Annotated in this window: 18 protein-coding genes and 1 pseudogene; 2 read left to right on the top strand and 17 right to left on the bottom strand. The window is 45.4% G+C overall.

Annotated elements, in window-relative coordinates:
* Positions 1-195: 195 nt before the first annotated feature.
* The 6 genes from DXC57_RS08590 to DXC57_RS08615 form a co-directional block, all read right to left on the bottom strand.
* Positions 196-1251 (bottom strand): electron transfer flavoprotein subunit alpha/FixB family protein, encoded by a 1056-nt coding sequence (locus tag DXC57_RS08590; RefSeq protein WP_022360637.1) that lies wholly within the window; start codon positions 1249-1251, stop codon positions 196-198.
* Positions 1252-1280: 29 nt separating this feature from the next.
* Entirely contained in the window at positions 1281-2072 is a 792-nt protein-coding gene (locus DXC57_RS08595) for an electron transfer flavoprotein subunit beta/FixA family protein (RefSeq protein WP_022360638.1), read from the bottom strand.
* Between the two features lie 71 nt (positions 2073-2143).
* Positions 2144-3295: an acyl-CoA dehydrogenase gene (locus tag DXC57_RS08600; protein WP_107001362.1), complete on the bottom strand. Its 1152-nt coding sequence runs from the start codon at positions 3293-3295 to the stop codon at positions 2144-2146.
* A gap of 130 nt (positions 3296-3425) precedes the next feature.
* Positions 3426-4262 (bottom strand): 3-hydroxyacyl-CoA dehydrogenase NAD-binding domain-containing protein, encoded by an 837-nt coding sequence (locus DXC57_RS08605; RefSeq protein ID WP_118652091.1) that lies wholly within the window; start codon positions 4260-4262, stop codon positions 3426-3428.
* Positions 4263-4302: 40 nt separating this feature from the next.
* Positions 4303-5079, bottom strand: a complete 777-nt coding sequence (locus tag DXC57_RS08610) for an enoyl-CoA hydratase-related protein (RefSeq protein WP_022358585.1) — start codon at positions 5077-5079, stop codon at positions 4303-4305.
* 101 nt (positions 5080-5180) lie between these two features.
* Positions 5181-6362 (bottom strand): acetyl-CoA C-acetyltransferase, encoded by a 1182-nt coding sequence (locus DXC57_RS08615; RefSeq protein WP_107001360.1) that lies wholly within the window; start codon positions 6360-6362, stop codon positions 5181-5183.
* Positions 6363-6867: 505 nt separating this feature from the next.
* On the opposite strand from DXC57_RS08615, the gene DXC57_RS08620 reads away from it, so the two are divergent.
* Entirely contained in the window at positions 6868-8211 is a 1344-nt protein-coding gene (locus DXC57_RS08620) for a butyryl-CoA:acetate CoA-transferase (RefSeq protein ID WP_118472575.1), read from the top strand.
* 219 nt (positions 8212-8430) lie between these two features.
* Here DXC57_RS08620 and DXC57_RS08625 read toward each other — a convergent pair whose 3' ends face one another.
* The 6 genes from DXC57_RS08625 to DXC57_RS08650 all read right to left on the bottom strand — a co-directional run bounded on the left by DXC57_RS08625 (position 8431) and on the right by DXC57_RS08650 (position 15160).
* Positions 8431-10110: a DUF5722 domain-containing protein gene (locus tag DXC57_RS08625; RefSeq protein ID WP_118652093.1), complete on the bottom strand. Its 1680-nt coding sequence runs from the start codon at positions 10108-10110 to the stop codon at positions 8431-8433.
* A gap of 286 nt (positions 10111-10396) precedes the next feature.
* Positions 10397-12400, bottom strand: coding sequence for a heavy metal translocating P-type ATPase (locus tag DXC57_RS08630; protein WP_117796105.1), 2004 nt, complete (start codon positions 12398-12400; stop codon positions 10397-10399).
* Positions 12401-12568: 168 nt separating this feature from the next.
* Positions 12569-12787 (bottom strand): cation transporter, encoded by a 219-nt coding sequence (locus tag DXC57_RS08635; RefSeq protein ID WP_022358590.1) that lies wholly within the window; start codon positions 12785-12787, stop codon positions 12569-12571.
* Between the two features lie 128 nt (positions 12788-12915).
* Complete coding sequence (locus DXC57_RS08640; protein ID WP_022358591.1) at positions 12916-13275, bottom strand: metalloregulator ArsR/SmtB family transcription factor; 360 nt, start codon at positions 13273-13275, stop codon at positions 12916-12918.
* A 500-nt stretch (positions 13276-13775) separates the two neighbouring features.
* Positions 13776-13973, bottom strand: a complete 198-nt coding sequence (locus DXC57_RS08645; protein ID WP_117796107.1) for a tautomerase family protein — start codon at positions 13971-13973, stop codon at positions 13776-13778.
* 17 nt (positions 13974-13990) lie between these two features.
* Positions 13991-15160, bottom strand: a complete 1170-nt coding sequence (locus tag DXC57_RS08650; RefSeq protein ID WP_118652206.1) for an iron-containing alcohol dehydrogenase — start codon at positions 15158-15160, stop codon at positions 13991-13993.
* A 667-nt stretch (positions 15161-15827) separates the two neighbouring features.
* Here DXC57_RS08650 and DXC57_RS08655 point away from each other — a divergent pair.
* A complete protein-coding gene (locus tag DXC57_RS08655; RefSeq protein WP_107001355.1) occupies positions 15828-16094 on the top strand; it encodes a phosphopantetheine-binding protein in 267 nt (88 codons plus the stop codon).
* Here the strand turns inward: DXC57_RS08655 and DXC57_RS08660 are convergent.
* The 5 genes and pseudogenes from DXC57_RS08660 to DXC57_RS08680 form a co-directional block, all read right to left on the bottom strand.
* Positions 16091-16315: pseudogene (locus DXC57_RS08660) on the bottom strand (SAM-dependent methyltransferase); the annotation flags it as partial. The gene DXC57_RS08655 and the pseudogene DXC57_RS08660 sit on opposite strands and share 4 nt — an antisense overlap.
* 45 nt (positions 16316-16360) lie before the next feature.
* A complete protein-coding gene (locus DXC57_RS08665; RefSeq protein WP_118472572.1) occupies positions 16361-16825 on the bottom strand; it encodes a low molecular weight protein-tyrosine-phosphatase in 465 nt (154 codons plus the stop codon).
* Between the two features lie 167 nt (positions 16826-16992).
* Positions 16993-18648: a hypothetical protein gene (locus DXC57_RS08670; protein ID WP_118599388.1), complete on the bottom strand. Its 1656-nt coding sequence runs from the start codon at positions 18646-18648 to the stop codon at positions 16993-16995.
* A gap of 98 nt (positions 18649-18746) precedes the next feature.
* Positions 18747-20027, bottom strand: coding sequence for a site-specific integrase (locus DXC57_RS08675; protein WP_118652095.1), 1281 nt, complete (start codon positions 20025-20027; stop codon positions 18747-18749).
* Positions 20027-20236 carry an excisionase gene (locus DXC57_RS08680; RefSeq protein ID WP_118652097.1) on the bottom strand — a complete coding sequence of 70 codons (210 nt, stop codon included), beginning with the start codon at positions 20234-20236 and terminating at the stop codon, positions 20027-20029. The genes DXC57_RS08675 and DXC57_RS08680 overlap by 1 nt, the downstream gene beginning before the upstream one ends.
* Positions 20237-20322: the final 86 nt, after the last annotated feature.

Here is a 20322-nt window from a genome sequence, read left to right on the forward strand (position 1 = left end):
TTCCTATGAAACAAAAAAACCCTGCCTCCCAGGTTCATCACCTCGGAAACAGGGTTCTCTTTACTCGCTGGCACGGGACTGCGGAGTACTGGGTGGAGTAAATCCGTCCAGCCGGCGCTGTCTCATATATTTATCAGAGAAAAACATACAAAACTCTACTGCTATATGCTAAGAAGATTTCTCTTCCTATTTTAATTAGTTGTTCTTAGCTGCTGCTTTTGCTTCTTTGATCTTCTCAGTCAGCATCGGAACGATCTTGTTTAAGTCACCTACTACGCCGTAGTCAGCAACATCGAAGATCGGAGCAGACTCATCTTTGTTGATAGCAACGATGATGTCAGACTCTTCCATACCTGCCAGATGCTGGATAGCACCGGAGATACCGATTGCAAAGTATACGTTCGGACGAACAGTCTTACCTGTCTGACCTACCTGAAGATCCTTCGGTTTCCAGCCAGCATCTACAACTGCACGAGAGCAGCTTACGGTACCGCCGATAGCCTCTGCCAGATCATCCAGAATCTTGAAGTTCTCCGGGCTTCCTACGCCACGGCCGCCGGATACAAGGATCTTAGCATCCATGATATCAACGGTGTTGGATACAGCCTTAACAACTTCCAGAATATCAACATATTTGTTGTTCTTTGTGAATCCCGGATTGAACTCAGTAACAACAGCTTTTTTGCCAGCTTCCTTCGGAGCCTTCTGCATAACACCCGGACGAACGGTTGCCATCTGCGGACGGAAATCCGGGCAAGCGATGGTAGCGATGGTGTTGCCGCCGAATGCCGGACGAGTCATAAGCAGCTGATTGTGCTTTGTCTCTCTACCCGGAACCGGATTCATCGGGAAATCGCCGATATCAAGTTTTGTACAGTCTGCAGTCAGACCTGTATGGATTCTAGCGCAAACACGCGGACCAAGGTCACGACCGATTGCAGTTGCACCGATCAGGAAGATTTCCGGTTTGAACTCTTTGATAACAGATGCGATTGCATGTGTGTACGGCTCTGTACGGTACTCTTTTAATTCCGGATCGTCTACAACGATAACCTTATCTGCGCCGTACTCTGCTAACTGATCTGCAAGACCCTTAACGTCAGAACCAACTAAAACAGCGGTTACTTCTACTCCTAAATCTTTTGCTAATTCTTTACCTTTGCCAATCAGCTCATAAGCGATATTGCTGATAACATTATCCACCTGCTGTGCAAAGACAAATACGCCCTTATATGCTTCTAAGTTGTTCATCTTATTCACCACTCTTTTCTATAAAATAATTAGATAATGTGTTTCTCTGCCAGTTTGCCAACGATATAATCTGCGGAAGCTGCCGGATCAAGTTCTACTTTCTCGCCAGCACCCTTTCTTACCTTATCGGAAGCTTTTGCGATCTGTGTCGGTGATCCCTTCAGACCAAGGTTGGAATCCTCAACATCTTTCAGATCTTTTCTGCCCCAAACGGTGATCTCTTTTGCATATGCATCAAAGATTCCGCCCGGAGTCATATAACGCGGCTCGTTTAACTCTGCAAGAGCGGTTAAAAGACACGGAAGCTGTGCTTTTACTACATGATATCTATCATCATACTGACGCTCAACTACGATGTATTTCTCAGCTTCGTTTACTTCACGAATCTTCTGAGCGTAGCTGATTACCGGAAGGCCAAGGTGCTCGGAGATCTGCGGACCTACCTGAGCGGTATCGCCATCGATAGCCTGACGGCCAGTAATGATTAAGTCATAATCCAGGTTGCGAAGTGCGCCTGCGATTGTCTGGGAAGTAGCCCAGGTATCTGCACCACCAAGTACACGGTCAGTTACAAGAACACCATTGTCTGCGCCCATAGCCATAGCCTCGCGAAGAACCTCTTCAGCCTTCGGAAGACCCATAGTAACTACGGTAACTTCTGCACCATACTGATCTTTTAAGCGAAGCGCTGCCTCCAGACCTGCTTTATCATCTGGGTTCATGATTGCCAGCATTGCGCTTCTGTCAAGAGTACCATCCGGGTTAAATTTAACTCCGCCTTTGGTATCCGGAACCTGTTTTACACAAACTACAATTTTCACGGTATTTTCACTCCTTATTTTTTTCTTTTTTCTCTAGGACTGAGATTGTTCTGATTTCTCTGCAGACTGAATTATTTTAACAGATCAGCGGAGATAACCATTCTCTGAACCTCAGATGTACCCTCGTAGATCTCAGTGATCTTAGCATCACGCATCATACGCTCTACGTCGTACTCTCTCGTGTAGCCGTAACCACCGTGAAGCTGTACAGCCTTGGTTGTAACTTCCATAGCAACCTCTGCTGCATACAGTTTAGCCATAGCTGCTTCTACAGAATAGGTTTTCTGTGTCTTCTTAGCAACGGCTGCTCTGTAAACAAGGAGCTGAGCTGCTTTAACTTTGGTAGCCATATCTGCCAGCTGGAACTGAGTGTTCTGGAACTGACCGATAGCACGACCAAACTGTTTTCTCTCTTTTACATAATCAACAGTTCTCTCAAGAGCGCCCTCTGCAAGACCAAGTGCCTGGGAAGCGATACCGATACGTCCGCCATCCAGGGTATGCATAGCGATGTGGAAACCTTTGCCCTTCTGGCCAAGCAGGTTCTCTTTCGGGATACGGCAATCTGTGAAGATCAGCTCGTATGTAGCAGATCCACGGATACCCATCTTCTTCTCTTTGGTACCGAAGGTGAAGCCCGGAGTTCCTTTCTCTACGATAAATGCAGAGATCTCTTTTTTCTTTCTGCCCTTTACTTCAACAACGCCTGTTACAGCGATGATAACGTAAATGTCAGCCTCTTTACCATTGGTAATGAAAACTTTGGAGCCGTTTAATACCCACTCGTCGCCGTCTAATACAGCCTTGGTCTGCTGACCCTGAGCATCTGTACCAGCACCCGGCTCAGTAAGACCGAAAGCACCAAGCTTCTCGCCCTTAGCAAGCGGAACCAGGTATTTCTGTTTCTGCTCTTCAGTACCGAAAGTCTGGATCGGATCGCAGCACAGAGATGTGTGTGCAGATACGATAACGCCGGTAGTACCACAAACTTTGGAAAGCTCCTCAACGCACATAGCGTATGTTAACGGATCACAGCCCTGTCCGCCATACTCCTTCGGAACCGGGATGCCCATGAAGCCAAGCTTCTGCATCTTTTTAACGGTTTCCTCCGGGAAGTGCTCTGTCTCGTCAACTTCCTGTGCCAAAGGTTTTACTTCGTTCTCGGCGAAGTCATGGAATAACTTTCTCGCCATTTCATGCTCTTTACTTAATGTAAAATCCATGTGTCTATTCCTCCATCATTTTCTTATATACGCTTAAGAGGCGGCTTTAAGCGCCGCCCCGTTGCGGTTCTTAAAAATCTGGTACTCTATTATGTTTTCATCTGGTCAAGAAGCCAGACTTATGTACATATTAGTTGTACTTGTAGAAGCCTTCGCCAGACTTACGGCCAAGCTTGCCGCCGCGAACCATCTTTCTAAGAAGCGGCTGCGGACGGTACTTCGGGTCACCAGTCTCAGACTGAAGTACTTCCATGATAGCCAGAACAACGTCCAGACCTACCAGGTCGCCCAGTTCAAGCGGTCCCATCGGATGGTTAGCACCCAGCTTCATAGCGGTATCGATACCCTCTACAGAAGCCTCGCCCTCAGCGTAGATACCGATAGCTTCGTTGATCATCGGGATGAGGATACGGTTTACTACGAAACCAGCGCCCTCTTCTACCTGTACCGGGATCTTGCCGATCTCTTCAGAGATCTTCTTAACTTTGTCAACAATCTCTGCCGGAGTGTTTAAGCCTGCGATAACCTCAACCAGCTTCATAACCGGAGCCGGGTTGAAGAAGTGCATACCGATAACCGGGCGGTCAAGACCTGCACCGATCTCAGTAATGGACAGAGAAGAGGTGTTGGTAGCGAATACGCAGTCTTCCTTGCAGATAGCGCCCAGCTCTTTGAAGGTCTGTTTTTTGATCTCCATGTTCTCGATTGCTGCCTCAACTACGAGATCGCAGTCGCTGCAGATAGTCTTAACGCCGGTATGGATTCTGGCAAGGATCTTGTCTGCATCCTCTTTTGCCATCTTTCCTTTTGCTACTCTCTTCTCAAAGTTCTTGGAAATTTTCAGTTTGCCGTTGGAAGCAAACTCTTCGTTAATATCACACAGGCATACTTCATATCCATCTACCTGGGCAAATGCCTGAGCGATTCCGGAACCCATGGTTCCTGCACCAATAATACCAACTTTCATGACAAATCCTCCTGAAATTATACAACTATAATTTAACTAACTATCTATTGTTAAACTGCTCCACTTTCCGTTTCTCAAGGAATGCCTGCATACCGTTCTTCTGATCTTCTGTCTCGAAGCATCCGCCAAACAGTTTTTCCTCGATCACGATAGCCTGATCCATATCAGTCTGAAGTCCGTCGTTCATCGCCTTCTTGCTGTTTCTGACAGCGATCGGAGCCATCTTTGCGATAGCGCCTGCCAGCTTCTTCGCAGCCGGCATCAGCTCTTCCTGTGTATAAACAGCATTTACAAGTCCGACACGGTATGCCTCGTCCGCTTTGATGTTGCGGGACGCAAATACCATCTCTTTTGCCTTGCCCGGTCCGATGAGACGTGCGAGTCTCTGTGTACCGCCGAAGCCTGGTGTGATACCAAGACCTACTTCAGGCTGTCCGAATAATGCATTGTCCGAGCAGATACGGATATCACAGCTCATGGCAAGCTCGTTGCCGCCGCCGAGTGCGAAACCGTTTACTGCCGCGATAACCGGAACCGGGAAAGTTTCGATCTTGCGGAAAATATCGTTGCCGAATTTACCGAAGTGCTCGCCCTGCTCCTTGGTCATCACGCTCATAGCAGCGATGTCAGCACCGGCTACGAAAGATTTCTCTCCTGCGCCGGTCAGGATAATTGCACGAATTTCGGAAAGGTCTACTGCATCAAATGCAGCTTCAATATCCTTCAGCACATCCTCGTTTAACGCGTTCAGTGCCTTCGGACGATTAATAGTTATGACTGCGACGTGTCCGTCTACCTCATAGTCTACAAATCCCACTTCCAGTTCCTCCTAAAAAGCTCTTGAATTGAAATACGTAAAACCAGAAACAGCCGGAGCGCCGGGGATAAGCCCCGACGACTCCGGTTCTGCGTCAGAGATTAGTCTCTCTCAACGATCGTTGCGCAGCCCATGCCGCCACCGATACACAGAGTAGCCAGACCCTTCTTAGCGTCACGTTTCTGCATCTCGTATAACAGAGTTGTCAGGATACGGCAGCCAGATGCTCCTACCGGATGTCCGATAGCGATTGCACCGCCGTTTACGTTCAGGATGTCTTTGTTGAAGCCAAGGTCACGAGCTACAGCGATAGACTGAGCTGCGAATGCCTCGTTTGCCTCGATCAGATCGAAGTCTTCTACCTTCCAGCCTGTCTTCTTCAGAACTTTCTTGGTAGCTGCAACCGGTCCAATACCCATGATGCTCGGATCTACACCGCCCAGAGCGCCTGCTACCCATGTAGCCATCGGTTTGATACCCAGTTCTTTTGCTTTCTCTTCGCTCATAACAACTACAGCTGCTGCACCATCGTTGATGGAGGAAGCGTTACCAGCTGTTACACGTCCGTCTTTCTTGAATGCCGGACGAAGCTTGCCAAGAACCTCTACAGTGGAACCCGGACGCGGACCCTCATCGGTATCTACGATAACAGTCTCTTTTTTCTTCTTAACTTCGATCGGAACGATCTCGTCTTTGAAACGTCCAGCCTCGATAGCTGCGCAAGCCTTCTGCTGGCTAGCTGCTGCAAACTCATCGAGTTCTTCTCTTGTGATACCCCACTGATCGCAGATGTTCTCAGCGGTGATACCCATGTGGTAATCGTTGAATGCATCCCACAGAGCGTCATTTACCATGGTGTCGATCATGGTCGCATTGTTCATACGGTATCCGTAACGAGCCTTCATCAGAGCATACGGAGCTGCGGACATGTTCTCTGCACCACCAGCTACTACGATGTCAGCATCGCCTGCAAGGATCATATCTGCTGCTGCGTTTACAGCATTCAGACCAGAACCGCAAACCACGTTCAGGGTAACTGCCGGAACTTCTACCGGAAGACCAGCTTTCAGAGACATCTGACGTGCTACGTTCTGACCAAGGCCAGCCTGGATAACACATCCCATGTATACGTGATCAACCTGCTCCGGAGCAACGCCTGCTCTCTTCAGAGCCTCCTTGATAACTACGGCACCCATCTCAGCTGCTGGAACAGTACTGAGCTGGCCACCCATAGAACCTACTGCGGTACGGCATGCACTTGCAATTACGACTTTCTTAGACATTGAAAAAATCCTCCTTGAAAATGATCCACCACGTAAATAACACAACTGCAGTAAATAGTAAAATAGTGATAAATATGATAGTGTATTTGTATCTTAACACCCCACGCGGCTCCTGTCAAATAATTATCAATGGATTTATAAAGATTTAAGATTCTCATTTTTCCGCGTACAATCCACTTATTTCTACATCGTTTTGATCGTCTTTAGGCGGAATGCACAATTTTTTTCTTCCGTTTTCTCAATAAAAGTGATCTTCTCTGGCATTATAACCAACATGGTATTTTGTTTGTGAATTAATAGACAAACTCATTTCTCTTCCATTTACATACACTTATATCTGTAATTCATAAATATGAATATGTCGTCATTTTCCCCTATTTTGTCCTCCGCCTCTTTCGTTGACAAGGGGTAGTGGAGATGATACACTGATAAACAACGGGGGATGTCCGAATCACGCATTTGTACGGACTTCTTCATATTATTAAAAAGGACAAGGTGAATAAGTATGGATTACAAGAAACTGTATGCAGAAAAGCTGGTTTCCGCTGAAAAAGCTGCTTCCGTCGTTAAATCTGGCGACTGGGTTGACTATGGCTGGACCACCGGCACTCCGGTAGCAGTCGATGCTGCTATCGCAAAACGTCTTCCGGAACTGGAGAATGTAAACTTCCGCGGCGGTATCCTGATGTGGGTACCGGAGATCTTCAAGATCGAAAACCCGGCAGCTCATATGACCTGGAACTCCTGGCACATGAGCGGTATCGAGAGAAAGGCAATCGCACAGGGATTCAGCTTCTATGCTCCGATCCGTTATTCCGAGCTTCCGAGATACTATCGTGAGTCCGCAACCAAACCGGATGTAGCTGTATTCCAGGTTGCTCCGATGGACGAGCACGGTTATTTCAACTTCGGACCAAATGCTTCCCATATGGCAGCCTGCTGCGAGACTTCCAAGGTTGTCATCGTAGAGGTCAATGAAAATATGCCGGTCTGCCTCGGCGGATTTGAGAACGGCGTTCATATCTCCAACGTAGACATGATCGTAGAGGGCAGCAACCCGACCATCGCAGAGATGGGAGGCGGCGCAGCAGCGACTGATGTCGATGAAGCAGTTGCAAAACTGATCGTAGACGAGATCCCGGATGGTGCCTGCTTACAGTTAGGTATCGGCGGTATGCCGAACGCAGTTGGTTCCCTGATTGCGAAATCTGACTTAAAGGATCTGGGTGTTCACACCGAGATGTACGTTGACGCATTCGTTGATATTGCCGCAGCCGGCAAGATCACAGGCGCTCACAAAGCACTGGACAAAGGCCGTCAGGTATACGCATTCGGCGCTGGTACCAAGAAACTGTATGACTACTTAAACAACAACCCGGCCTGCATGAGTGCTCCGGTTGATTACACCAACGACGTCCGCACCATCGCAGCCCTGGACAACTTCATGTCCATCAACAACGCGGTTGACCTCGACCTCTTCGGTCAGGTAAATGCAGAGTCCGCAGGAATCAAGCACATCAGCGGTGCAGGCGGACAGCTTGACTTCGTTCTGGGCGCTTACCTGTCCAAGGGCGGAAAGAGCTTCATCTGCTGCTCCTCCACTTTCAAGAACAAGGCTGGCGAGCTGCAGTCCCGTATTCTCCCGACCTTAAATCAGGGTTCCATCGTAACCGATACACGTGCAAACCTGCACTACCTGGTAACCGAGTACGGTAAAGTAAACTTAAAGGGTCTTGCAACCTGGCAGAAATGCGAGGCTATCATCTCCGTTGCACATCCGCAGTTCCGCGATCAGCTGATCAAGGAAGCTGAGAAGATGCATATCTGGAGACAGAGCAATAAGATCTGATAAGAACTCAAGATCTGATAAAATCGGCAGGATTCGGAGACAAAATCCAGCAAACCATCTATGGTATCTGAGACTCCCGGTTCTCCGATACATCAGATACGTTTATTTTCTAAAAAAAGTGCTTTTCCTCTCAAGAAATTTTCTTCGAGAAGAAAGGCACTTTTTTATTTATACTTTTTTCTTATAGTTTTTGTTCTACAAGTCTGTGTCTACCATCCGCTACTGTTCCAGAGACTTCCACCGGAAGTTCGGAATCACATCCGACCACTTATTAATTCCGATGATTGATTTTGCAAAATTCGAAGTTTCCAGCGTGTATCTCTTCTGATCAATGTCGTGGAAAACTCTCCAGAGCTTTCGATCCTTTACCGCTACAATCTCATTGCCCTGATTCATATCACAGGACCACAGACCGAAGCTTAAGCCTGCCCTTACCTCTGACGGCGCATCGACCTGACGACTCAGAATGTACGCGTCGATATACGGGTTGCTGTCTACGATATAGTAAGAATATGCAAATGCCGCCGCCTGGATATCCGACACATCGCCGCGCGTCAGACTCTGTGCAGTAAATCCTTCCTCCGTCAGAATGACATGGCGCACCTCGCCAGATGCTGTCTTCATCGAATCCTGATTCAGATAATCGGTCAGTACATGCAGGTTTGCAAAGTTGACAATCGGTGAATCTGCACTCTCGGTTACCAGCCCCGTTGCCGGATCATCCCAGAATTCCGGTTCCGTCATCGGGTACGGATACGGATGGTAGGCAATGCCCCAGTCCATCTGACCTTCCGTTACTGCCAGGGCGTTAAACGTATCAACAATGCCTTTGCCCGTATAATGCACCTGATCGTTCAGGTTCTCATACGGAGCTCCCCACCAGAAATCAAGTGAAAAATAAACCCGGTCATTCGCACTTGTGCTCTTGATCGCCGTGTAGAACGTGCGGAATGCCTGCTGATACGTGGATACATATGTATTCAAATCTGCCGGTCCCATGTAGTTCCAAATCTGGTTGTTGATCTCATTGCCCAGAATCCAGTTGGAAATCTTCGCATAATTTGAATTATGATTCTTGCCGCTGTAACGATCCGCCAAAAACGCGAAGATCGCACGCGTTGTCTCAAATCCTTCCTGTGTCTTCGTGTTAAACATATAATAATTGGCGCTCGAAGATTTCGCAGTTCCCGCATGAACCAGTTCCGGGTGCGCGTCATTCCAGTCATTTAAAACGATCGCCGTCACAGATATATCTTTTCCGATATATGTACTGATCACCTTGTCATAATTTTCAACCACCGACTTATTAAAATGATACGTTTTTCCATCGTACTCATAATCAATGCCACTTCCTAAAAACTGGGAAAATGCGATATTGACCGCCACATGTTTGACGCCCAGTGTAAATGCATCGTTGAGCATATTTAACTGGATATTCAAGCCCTTTTTCGTCAGCGGCGTCTTAAACGCATCCTGATTGGATGCAACCACCTCCGGATTTGTGATATAATGTGCCGCGCCAACTGCCGTAAATGCAGTTCCGTCAAACACTGCCGGAACAAACCGGCTGTAAAGGCGGTCCTGGGCAGTTCCCTTGTTTAAAGGAATCGAGACGGTCCTCGTCTCCCCTGCGCCTACGCTGCTGACATAATCAGTCCGGCTTCCAATCTCCGACTCATACGGCCGCAATTCAAACAGATAAATCTTTCCGTCCGTCCCCGTTGTATCACCGTTGCTTGAAAGTGAAATATCCACTGTATTCTGCCCCGAACCAATCAGACAGGAGCCGATCGAAGCGGTTATCTGAAACGTCTGCGCCGCCAGTGCTGTGAACGCAGCCGCCACACTCAGGCAGACCGCTGCAGCCAGGACAAGCGCCGTTTTCATCCATTTTTTCATCCTGTTCCTTCCTTTCCGTCTAATATCCTATGGTATTTGATCATACTTCATTCTTCCGTCAGATTCAATTACTATTTTATTAAGGATTATTACAACTATTTTGGAAATCCTGTATGATTCCCAGCATTTTATCTTTTCCAAGCCTTGATTTCTTTCTTATTCCTATTCTTTTACCACTTGCAAATATTGGTTTTATATATAAATCCCTTAGAGCCGCAAATTTAAAAAGCTACAGTTTCCGGAACCATCAAGTATTCCTTCCGCCATAGCTTTTTGATATTACCGATTATTTAGTTCTTAATGCCCTCATCGCATTTAAAATTGCAATGACGGAAACACCGACGTCCGCAAACACGGCTTCCCACATATTCGCCACTCCAGCCGCGCCCATCAGAAGCACAACCGCCTTAACCGCCAGGGCAAACACGATATTCTGGTGCGCAATTGCCATTGTCTTGCGTCCGATTTTAACCACACCTGCAATCTTCGCCGGGTTATCATCCATCAGGACAATGTCCGCCGCCTCGATCGCCGCGTCACTTCCCATGCTTCCCATTGCAATACCGACATCTGCGCGGGAGAGAACCGGTGCATCGTTGATGCCGTCGCCGACAAATGCCAGCTTCCGCTTTCCGGTCATCTCCGCCAGCATCTCCTCGACCTTCTGCACCTTATCCGCCGGAAGCAGCTCCGTGTACGCCTGATCGATGCCAACCTTCGCAGCCACCGCCTCGCCGACCGCTTTCCGGTCGCCCGTCAGCATAACAGTACGGCGGATTCCAGCCGCCTTCAGTCCACGGATCGCATCCTCCGTCTCCGGCTTGATCGTATCGGCAATCAGGATACTTCCGGCAAATTTTCCGTCCTTTGCCAGATAAATCACAGTGCCGATGCCGTCGCATTCCTGATACGGTATATTTTTACTCTTCATCAGGCGTCCATTACCCGCCAGAACTTTGTGACCGTCGATCGTTGTCTCGATACCATGACCGGAAATCTCGTTGGTTTCACCGATGCGGGTTAAGTCGATCAGGGGTTTGCGTACTACTCCCTGCACACCCTCTTTGGACTGCACCTCTTTTATTGTGTCATTGTCAGCATCCAGAACGATTTCCGCTGTTCCCGCATTCGCCTTTTGAGTTTCTGCTTCTGCCAAACTGCCTTTTCTCTCACGATACGCCTCCCGTATCGATTCCGCGATCGGATGCGTCGAATAATTCTCGGCATACGCCGCCAGCTCCAGAAGCTCATCCTCACTGATTCCCGCCGGATACAGCTCCGTCACTTTAAACTCGCCCTTCGTCAGGGTGCCTGTCTTATCAAATACAACCGTATCCAGCTCCGAAACTGCCTCCAGATAATTGCTTCCCTTGACTAACACACCGATGCGGGATGCAGCACCAATGCCGCCAAAGAAGCTAAGCGGAACCGAAATCACCAACGCACACGGGCAGGAAATTACCAGGAAAATACAAGCTCTCTGAATCCACTCGCCAAATTCTCCGCCCAGCACAATCGGCGGCACAAATGCCAAAGCAACCGCCGCGATCACGACTACCGGCGTATAATATCTGGCAAACCGGGTGATAAAGTTCTCCACCTTCGCCTTCTTGCTGCTGGCATTCTCCACAAGCTCCAGAATCCGCGCCACCGTCGAATCATCAAATTCTTTCGTCACGCGCACCCGCAGAAGCCCGCTGCCATTGACACATCCGCTGATGATTTCATCCCCGGCTGCCGCACGGCGCGGTACCGATTCACCAGTCAGCGCCGAGGTATCGATCATCGATTCACCCTCTACCACCACGCCATCCAGCGGAATCCGCTCTCCCGGCTGTACCACGATGATGTCATCCACTTCCACATCATCCGGATCGACCTGCTCTATTTGTCCATCTTTTTCAATATTGGCATATTCCGGACAGATATTCATGAGATCGCTGATCGATTGGCGCGAACGGTTGACCGCATAACTCTGAAACAGCTCGCCAACCTGATAGAACAGCATAACCGCAACCGCCTCAGAAAACTCGCCCACACCGAACGCCCCGAACGTCGCTACTGTCATGAGGAAATTCTCATCAAACACCTGACCATTTTTAATCCCCCGGAACGCCTTGTATACAATATCCCATCCAATAATCAGATACGGAATTAAAAATACGACTAACTCTGTCCACGGCTGCGGCATTCCGGCAAATACATTCATTTTTTTCGCTGCTGCCGCCGCGATATATACGATTGCCGCCGCAACGATCCGCTTCAGCATCGTTTTCTGCTTCTGATTCATAAAGCCTCCCTTCATTCTGGAAACACATTCCCAGAAAAAAAGATATAGGAAAATGTGCCGGCACAGCTCATTTGCCTATATCTTTTTACTTTGCCCTTCTGTGCATTACACAATCTGATTTTATTCTTTTAAAAAGCAGCTTTTGATCCGATTATGCCTTTTCCAATTTTACATATTAATAATGCAGTCCGGTTCCACCTTCTTGCACACTTCTACAACCTCTTTCATGATCTCGTCGAAACGTGCGTCATCCGCATCGATCGTCATTTTCTGCATCATAAAGCTGACACTCGCATCATTGACTCCATCCAGCTTCTTGATCGCATCCTCCATCTTTGCTGCACAGTTTGCACAATCCAGATCAGTTAATTTAAATTTCTTCTTCATGATAATCCTCCTCTTTTTATTGAGTTATAAATTTTTAATGTTTGCTTTTCGAGACCTGCAATTTTTTTCTTTACAGATAGCACCGCTTTCACATTCATTCAATCCATTATCATCATTCAAGGAACTTGCTATTCTTTAATATGCTCAAAGCCCTGGTTGATAATCCGGTAAACATGGTCGTCTGCCAGCGAATAGAACACCGACTTTCCGTCCCGTCGGCTCTTGACAAGCTGCGACTGCTTGAGAATCCGAAGCTGATGCGAAATCGCCGACTGCGTCATATTAAGCAGCTGTGCAATGTCGCAGACACACATCTCCGACTCAAACAGCACAAACAAAATCCGGATCCGCGTCGAATCACCAAATACCTTAAACAGCTCCGCCAGATCATACAAATCATCGTCATCCGGCAGCATTCCCCGGACCGACTGCACAACCTCATCGTGAACAGCACACTCCTCACAGCACTCTACATCATGAATTGCCATCCGATTTCTCCCTTCATGCTACGCGTTTCTGCCCTGCAAACTGCCTCTTTCGTGAAAGCAGTTTGCAGGATTTTATCAAGATTTCTTTGAAATATTTTTATTTATATGAATCATTGTTCATATGTTCATTATATGAATGTAACTGGGAAATGTCAAGAAATATTTGTGGGAATTTAAAAGGAGTAAATGAAATATTTTCTCAATTATAAAATGCTGCAAAAAAACTGTTCATACAGACAAAATCCACTAAGTAATGCGCGTAAATGTGCTTCTTTCTGCCCGGTTTACAGATGATACTCTGTAAACCGGCACAGTTCAAATATCTATTCTCTACATCCTATGCTTTTTTGTCTATTTATGAACAGTCCGTTCTTTTTTATTCATTATTATATATCTTTTGCAGTTTATTTTTTCGACACTGCTTGAGCTATATTATCCATTGGTATATTATCCATCGTCTGATGATCTTTTGCCTCTTTCTGCAACCCCGACTTAGACTTCTAATAGAATCTCTCCTCGCCCGGAATCGCATCCAAATGTTCCTGCCATTTCTCAGCCGGTACATCATGAACCGATACCGTCACAACCTTCGGATCCTTCTTTAATTCTTCTGATACCAGCGTTCTGACCTTCTCAGCCAGCGCTGCCTTCTCTTCCCGGCTCCGTCCCGGGTACATAGATATTGCAATGTGTGGCATGATTTTCCTCCTTTGTACTAATAGCACTCTTCCAAAATATCCAAGATTTCCGCGTGCGTCAGCTGCCGATACCCGCCGTCATTGCGGATACATGAATCAGCAATCGTTTTCAGCAGGCTCTGATCTGTGATCCCCAGTTCCCGCAGCGTCCCCGGCAAACCAATCTCATGAATAAACGCCTGCAATGCGTCAATTCCGCCAAATGCCAGTTCTTCCTCATCGCCGCCATCTGGTGACATTCCCCAGACATTTACGGCAAATTTCACAAATTTCTTGATGCCGTCCCGGCAAATTCGACGATAATACGCCGGATGGATCACGCCAAGTCCCATGCCGTGGTTGCAGTCCGTGTAAGCCCCCATCTGATGTTCAATCATATGCGCCTCAAAATCACACTGTTTTCCTAATTTGATAATGCCAATCTCCGCCATCGTGGACGCCCACATCAGGTTGCTGCGCGCCTCATAATTTTCCGGTTCCCGGATCGCCACCGGCAGGTTCGCAATAATACTCCGCATCAACGCCTCCGAGATCGCATCCGAAAGATTATCCTCATCCGGTGCACTGAAATATGTCTCCATCACATGGCTGAGCATATCAAAACCGCCCGCTGCCGTCTGGAGTGGAGAAACCGTGTAGGTATATTTCGGGTCCATCATCGCAAACACCGGATTGCAGCGCGGATAATTCCGGCTCGTCTTAATTTTCTGTTCCTCATGGGTGATTACACCCTCGCCGTTGACCTCGCTTCCAGTGCCGACCACGGTCACAATCACGCCCACCGGAACCGGCTCAAAATCAATCTCGCCCTTTTTGATCCAGTATTCCTTCCAGACGTCCTTGTCCGTCGCAGCCGCCATTGAGATCGCCTTGCTGCAGTCCATGACCGAACCGCCGCCCACTGCCAGAATCAGATCTACCTGATTTTCCTGTACGACTTTTTTCCCTTCCATCACCTTGCTGTAGGTCGGATTCGGCATGATGCCTGAAAATTCTATCACCTGTTTTCCAGCCAGCTTTAAGACATCCATCACTTCCTGATAAATGCCATTCGTCTTGATCGAGCCGCCGCCATATGCCAGCATCACCGTTTCCCCATACGGCTTCACCGCCTCCAGCAGGTGCTCTTTCACACAGCCTCCGCCAAAATAAATCTTTGTCGCATTTTCAAATGTAAACGCCCGCATCGTTCCCTGTCCTTTCTGAACCCGTTCCGGCAAATGCTTTTGCATCCGCCTGATGTTCTGCCTTCTTCTTTGTAGATATGTTTTTTTGAATCTTTATTTTGATTATTTTTCTCCTTTATCCCAGATTCATCAAATGTTCATCTATAACTCACACTAGATTTGACAAGTTCTCTGTAAGTGTTCATATTATATCACGATTCGCCGTTCGCCATAAATCTGCAAGCAGCTCTCTGGCTCACTTGCGCTCATTATATCATATTACCTTTTTACATTCTATCTTTTTCAGAAATTTCACGCATATATTTTCATTTTTATGAATAAAATTGCACAAACTTATATCTGCGTGTCATTTTTATTCCCCCATCCACTTCCAAAATATTTTCCGAAATTTATGATTTCTTCACATTCCGAACATACTTTTATCACATTTTTTCGATATAGTAATACGCGTAAAGGCAAAAGACCTTTCATAATATACTTTTTCATACCTACGCCGACAGGAGTCCGTTCCTGTCGGCTCCTCCTATTTTAAGGGATATATCTACTCAAGCGGGCAGTTTCATGATAAAATAAACACACAGATAGAATCATCTCTCAAACACAGATTCTATGTTAAATTTACAATAAAAATAGCTGCATGAATCACATATATTAGGAGGAACTTCTCATGAAACACGAACTGACGCAGGAAGAAATCCTGGTTGAAATAAAAGACATTCTATCAGAATACGTAGAAATCACCCGCCCGCTGACATCGGCTGACCGCCTGATCGACGATCTGGGGCTGGATTCATTTTTGATCGTATACTTTATCACAGAGATCGAAGACTGCTTCGAGATCGATATTCCGGAAACGGATTTTATCGAGCTTGTCACGGTCAAGGATCTCTGCGAACGGATTCAGCTGGAAATAAAAAAGCACTCCACTTATTAATACCAGCGTGTCATCGACAAGTCATTATTAATTCCTTTTGTAAATAAAATCTGGTGCAGACGTAGATTTTCCATATCCAGGATATAAAATCCATCTGCTGAACCACAAGAAATCATTTCCCAGAGACTTAGAACCATTACGCCCGGGAAAATATATTTTTTAATCCACGAATCGCCCGGATGTTCCTCCAGCACACTGATAAATTGCAGCAGAAACAATCCGTTCCTTCCATCTTAACCTGAAATGGATACTCATCAAACTTTTGGTTATATCTGTCCCTGTTCTTTCAGATATGCCAGAAAACCCACACAGCCCTCCAGAACATCTTCATACGTCGCGTCAAAATCACCCGTATACCACGGATCCGCGATGTCACGGTCTGAACCTGCAAATGTAAGAAATTTATATATTTTCCCCTCCGGATCGCCTTTCAGCATCCGGTTTAAATTTCGGATATTGGCACTGTCCATACCTATGATATAATCAAATTTCTCATAATCCGCCCACGTCACCTGCCGCGCCCGGTGCGGCACCAGAGGAATTCCAACCTTCCTCAGCTTATTCACCGTCCCCCGGTGCGGTGGATTGCCGATTTCTTCGGTGCTTGTGGCGGCGCTGTCGATAAGGAAGTGGGCGGAAAGCCCTTGGGATGCGACTTTATGGGTGAAGACACTTTGGGCTAGGGTGGAACGGCAGATGTTGCCGTGGCATACGAAAAGTACTTTAATCATAGTTTTGTTTCTCCTTGATTTGTCCCGGAATGCCCCGTTTTGCAAGGGTTTCCGGGGTTATTGTGATATGCTCTGAAATTACAGATTGTGGCAAATCAGAGCAAGATTGAGCAAGTTATTACTACCTGTTAGTAGTAAAATTGGTAGTAAAATGAAGCTTCTTACTACTAAGCATTCTCGTGATATATCATCCTTATATTTTTAGAACCACATATCGGACATTTTTCTGGTTTCTCATGTATTGCCACATCATGATCTTGCATTAAACAATTTTCACAAAACAGATATTCTTTACTAAACAATGCTTTTCTTTTTGCCGCAAGTTGTCGCATTATTTCCCATTTGCTAGGATTTTTCCCTATAATAAAATCAGGCGTAATAAAAAGTGATGTTTTAACTTTCAAGAATGTATCATCCAATTCTGTTTCAATATATTCATAATCGTCATATAAAAAAATAACATATCTTCTTTCTCTTTCAGCTTTCCATTTGCTATCTTTAACAGAAAGAATCCAATATTGCAATATCTCCTGTAAAAACATTTTCTTATTATTGTCAGATAAATCAAACATGTCTATAACGCTAAATAAGTATTGTAATTCCGTCTTTGCTTCTTCAATGTCATATAAAACATCAAATGTTATTACTTGAGCTATATATGGTCTTTTCATAGTATCTGGCAAATCTGCGTCAGCGTCAGCCTTTTTTGTCAATGTATATAATCCAATAGGTCCAATCAGGTCCACAATTCTATCATTTTTATATCCATACAAACATTCTCCATAACCGTCTTGCATATGGCTATTATTTATTGACTTACTGAAACATGACACATAATAGTTTCGTGTCTCAGAAAAATCAATGTCTTTTATCCAGTCATAATGAATCCATGACATATCTTCAAACAATTCTGGAATAACTTTTTTCTCTCGCTCATCATTAAGCAGCTCTGTTTTCTTCATCCAAATTTGATGATTACTAATACTACTCTTTGCAACTTCTATTGGCAGATATTTACAAATATAATCATTGTTATACCCATTTCTCGATTTTAAAATGAAATTGCTTATCATCATCATAAGCACACCCTTAACTGGTCGAATGTTTGCAGGCTGCTTATTCATTCTAAGTAGTTTTGCTTCTATTGCTAATAATTTGTATAATTCTTCTCTTGTAAATTCCCATAACTTTTCTCTTTTACTTCCATGCATATTACTAATATCCAGTAACATAGATGTATATGAATGAGTCAAGGTATCAATCTCTTCTTCCGTTTGGCAGCTTTTTAACGTTTCCTCTACAATTTCTATTAGTTGTTCTGCAAATGACTTATTCTTTTCTATTGTGAACTTTTGATACACTATGTGATACAATCTCAGTGGGAATATAAGCCCCTGTTCATATGGTATTACACGATATGTATTTTCTTCATCACAATTAATCACAGGATTAAACCAAGAAGTAATTTTCTGTAATCTAGTTACCTGCGTTATAATATTGTATATATATGTTTTTAATGAAGATATTTGATATGCATTACCAACTAAATAGAGAAAATTCAGTATCCCAACCTCATACTCGGTTACACGAACCAATCCAAAATTCTCATTCAAATTCAAATCATGCTCACACGTTAAAGACAAAAGGACTTCTCTTGTCTTATAAGACGGATTTTTCTTAAATTCTTCTACACATTCACATAATGTATCTAAAATCTGTTCACGAGCATTCGCAGGCCATTTTTCTGGCTTCTCCGCTGTTTTTTCCTCGTAATACATTTCACAACCATTCCTTTCATATGAAATCAAAACCGCTTTTCCCATCTTCCTAAATCACCCTGATTATATTATATCCTCTGAACCTACTTTTTTCCACAAAAATAACGCCCCAGTCTATACCAGAGCGTCATCCCATTTCCATATTATACAACTTTAAACACTTTCTGCGACATCGGTTTCTCTTTCTTCTGCTCAACCTCTGCCTGTGCCTTCCTAAACTCTTCCATCCGTTTCAATTCTTCCTCTGCATCATCGAATCCGATATGCGTGTACACATTCATTGTAACCGATATATCCGAATGCCCCATGAGGTACTGCAGCGTCTTTGGATTCATTCCCGATTTTGCCATATTTGAACAATACGTGTGTCGGCATACATGAGGCGTGATATTTGGCAACTGCACCCGGTAGATGTCATTGTATCTGCCGACCATATGATTGAAACGATGTTGCCAGTGCATTGCCACAAGCGGCATTCCATTATCATCGTAAAACAGGAATCCGCTATATCCATCTATGGCTTTCTCCACTTTCGGTGCATTTCTATCCTCAATGATTGCCTGAAACATCTGTGCCACATCCTCCGTGATTGGCAATACTCTTGTTCCGGCATCCGTCTTTGTGGTTTCTATGATGTATCGCATATCTGATGTTCTCTGCAACTGATGGTCGATATTTATGGTTCTATTTTCAAGATCAATGTCCTTCAGCGTCAGTCCACAAAATTCCGATATTCGCATTCCCGTATGAAAGAGTATGTACACAACTTCATAGTATTTACAGTACACCACATCGTCATGCACAAACTTTAGGAATTTTCTCATCTGGTCTTTGGAAATTGCCTCTCTTGTGACTGCGTCATTTACCAATACTCCAGCAAGCTGGAATCCGAATGGATTCTTTACCAGAATGTCATCATCCACCGCCATCTGAAAGGCTGGTCGCAACACTCCACGGATGGTATGAATGGAACTGTAGCTTTTGCCATCTTCCTGCTGCAATTTGATAAGAAACAGCTTTGCATCGGAAGTTTTTACACTTCGTATCGTCTTTTTTCCAAATGCTTCCTTTGCAAGTAATCTCTGTACTGTAACATATCCCTGTTTCGTGCTTTGCCTTACTCCGGTCTTTGTTTTCAAATATCGGTCTACCAGTTCACAGACAGTCATCTGTCCGTCTACGATATTTACAAGCAAATCCAAATCTGTGTTTACCTGTTTTTCCAGTTCCCTAAGCGACAGACATGGCTTTTTGCCCTTTGGAAGTTTGTCCGTAGGCTCCAGTTTCCAACTGTATACAAAGTGTGGTTTTCCATCAATGTGATATTTATATTGATATTTTCCGTCTGCTCTTACACTCTCTCCCGGTCTTAATACTCTACGCTTGGAATCCCGCCTTGTCTGTCCTCTTCCTGCCTTTGCCATTATCCTCGTCTCCTCAACTCTGGATGGTGCAGTAGATATTTTTCAAACGCAACCCGGAGAATCAGCTTTCGTTCTCCGTAGTATGCCAGAAAATCTTCTCCATCCGTATTATTCAATAAATCATAAAATTTTCTCCGGCTCAAAACAAAATATTCAATTGCCTCAGAAGGATTCAAAATATCCTTTTCTGCTAAACTTGGTCTTGCCATAAAATCACATTCCTTTCTGCCAAAAATGGCTATTTTTCAAGGGTTTTCGGGGTCATCCTATGTTCGCTCTTATGCCCTGTAATAGC

This window comes from Clostridium sp. TF06-15AC (assembly GCF_003481165.1).
GTDB lineage: Bacteria > Bacillota > Clostridia > Lachnospirales > Lachnospiraceae > Otoolea > Otoolea fessa.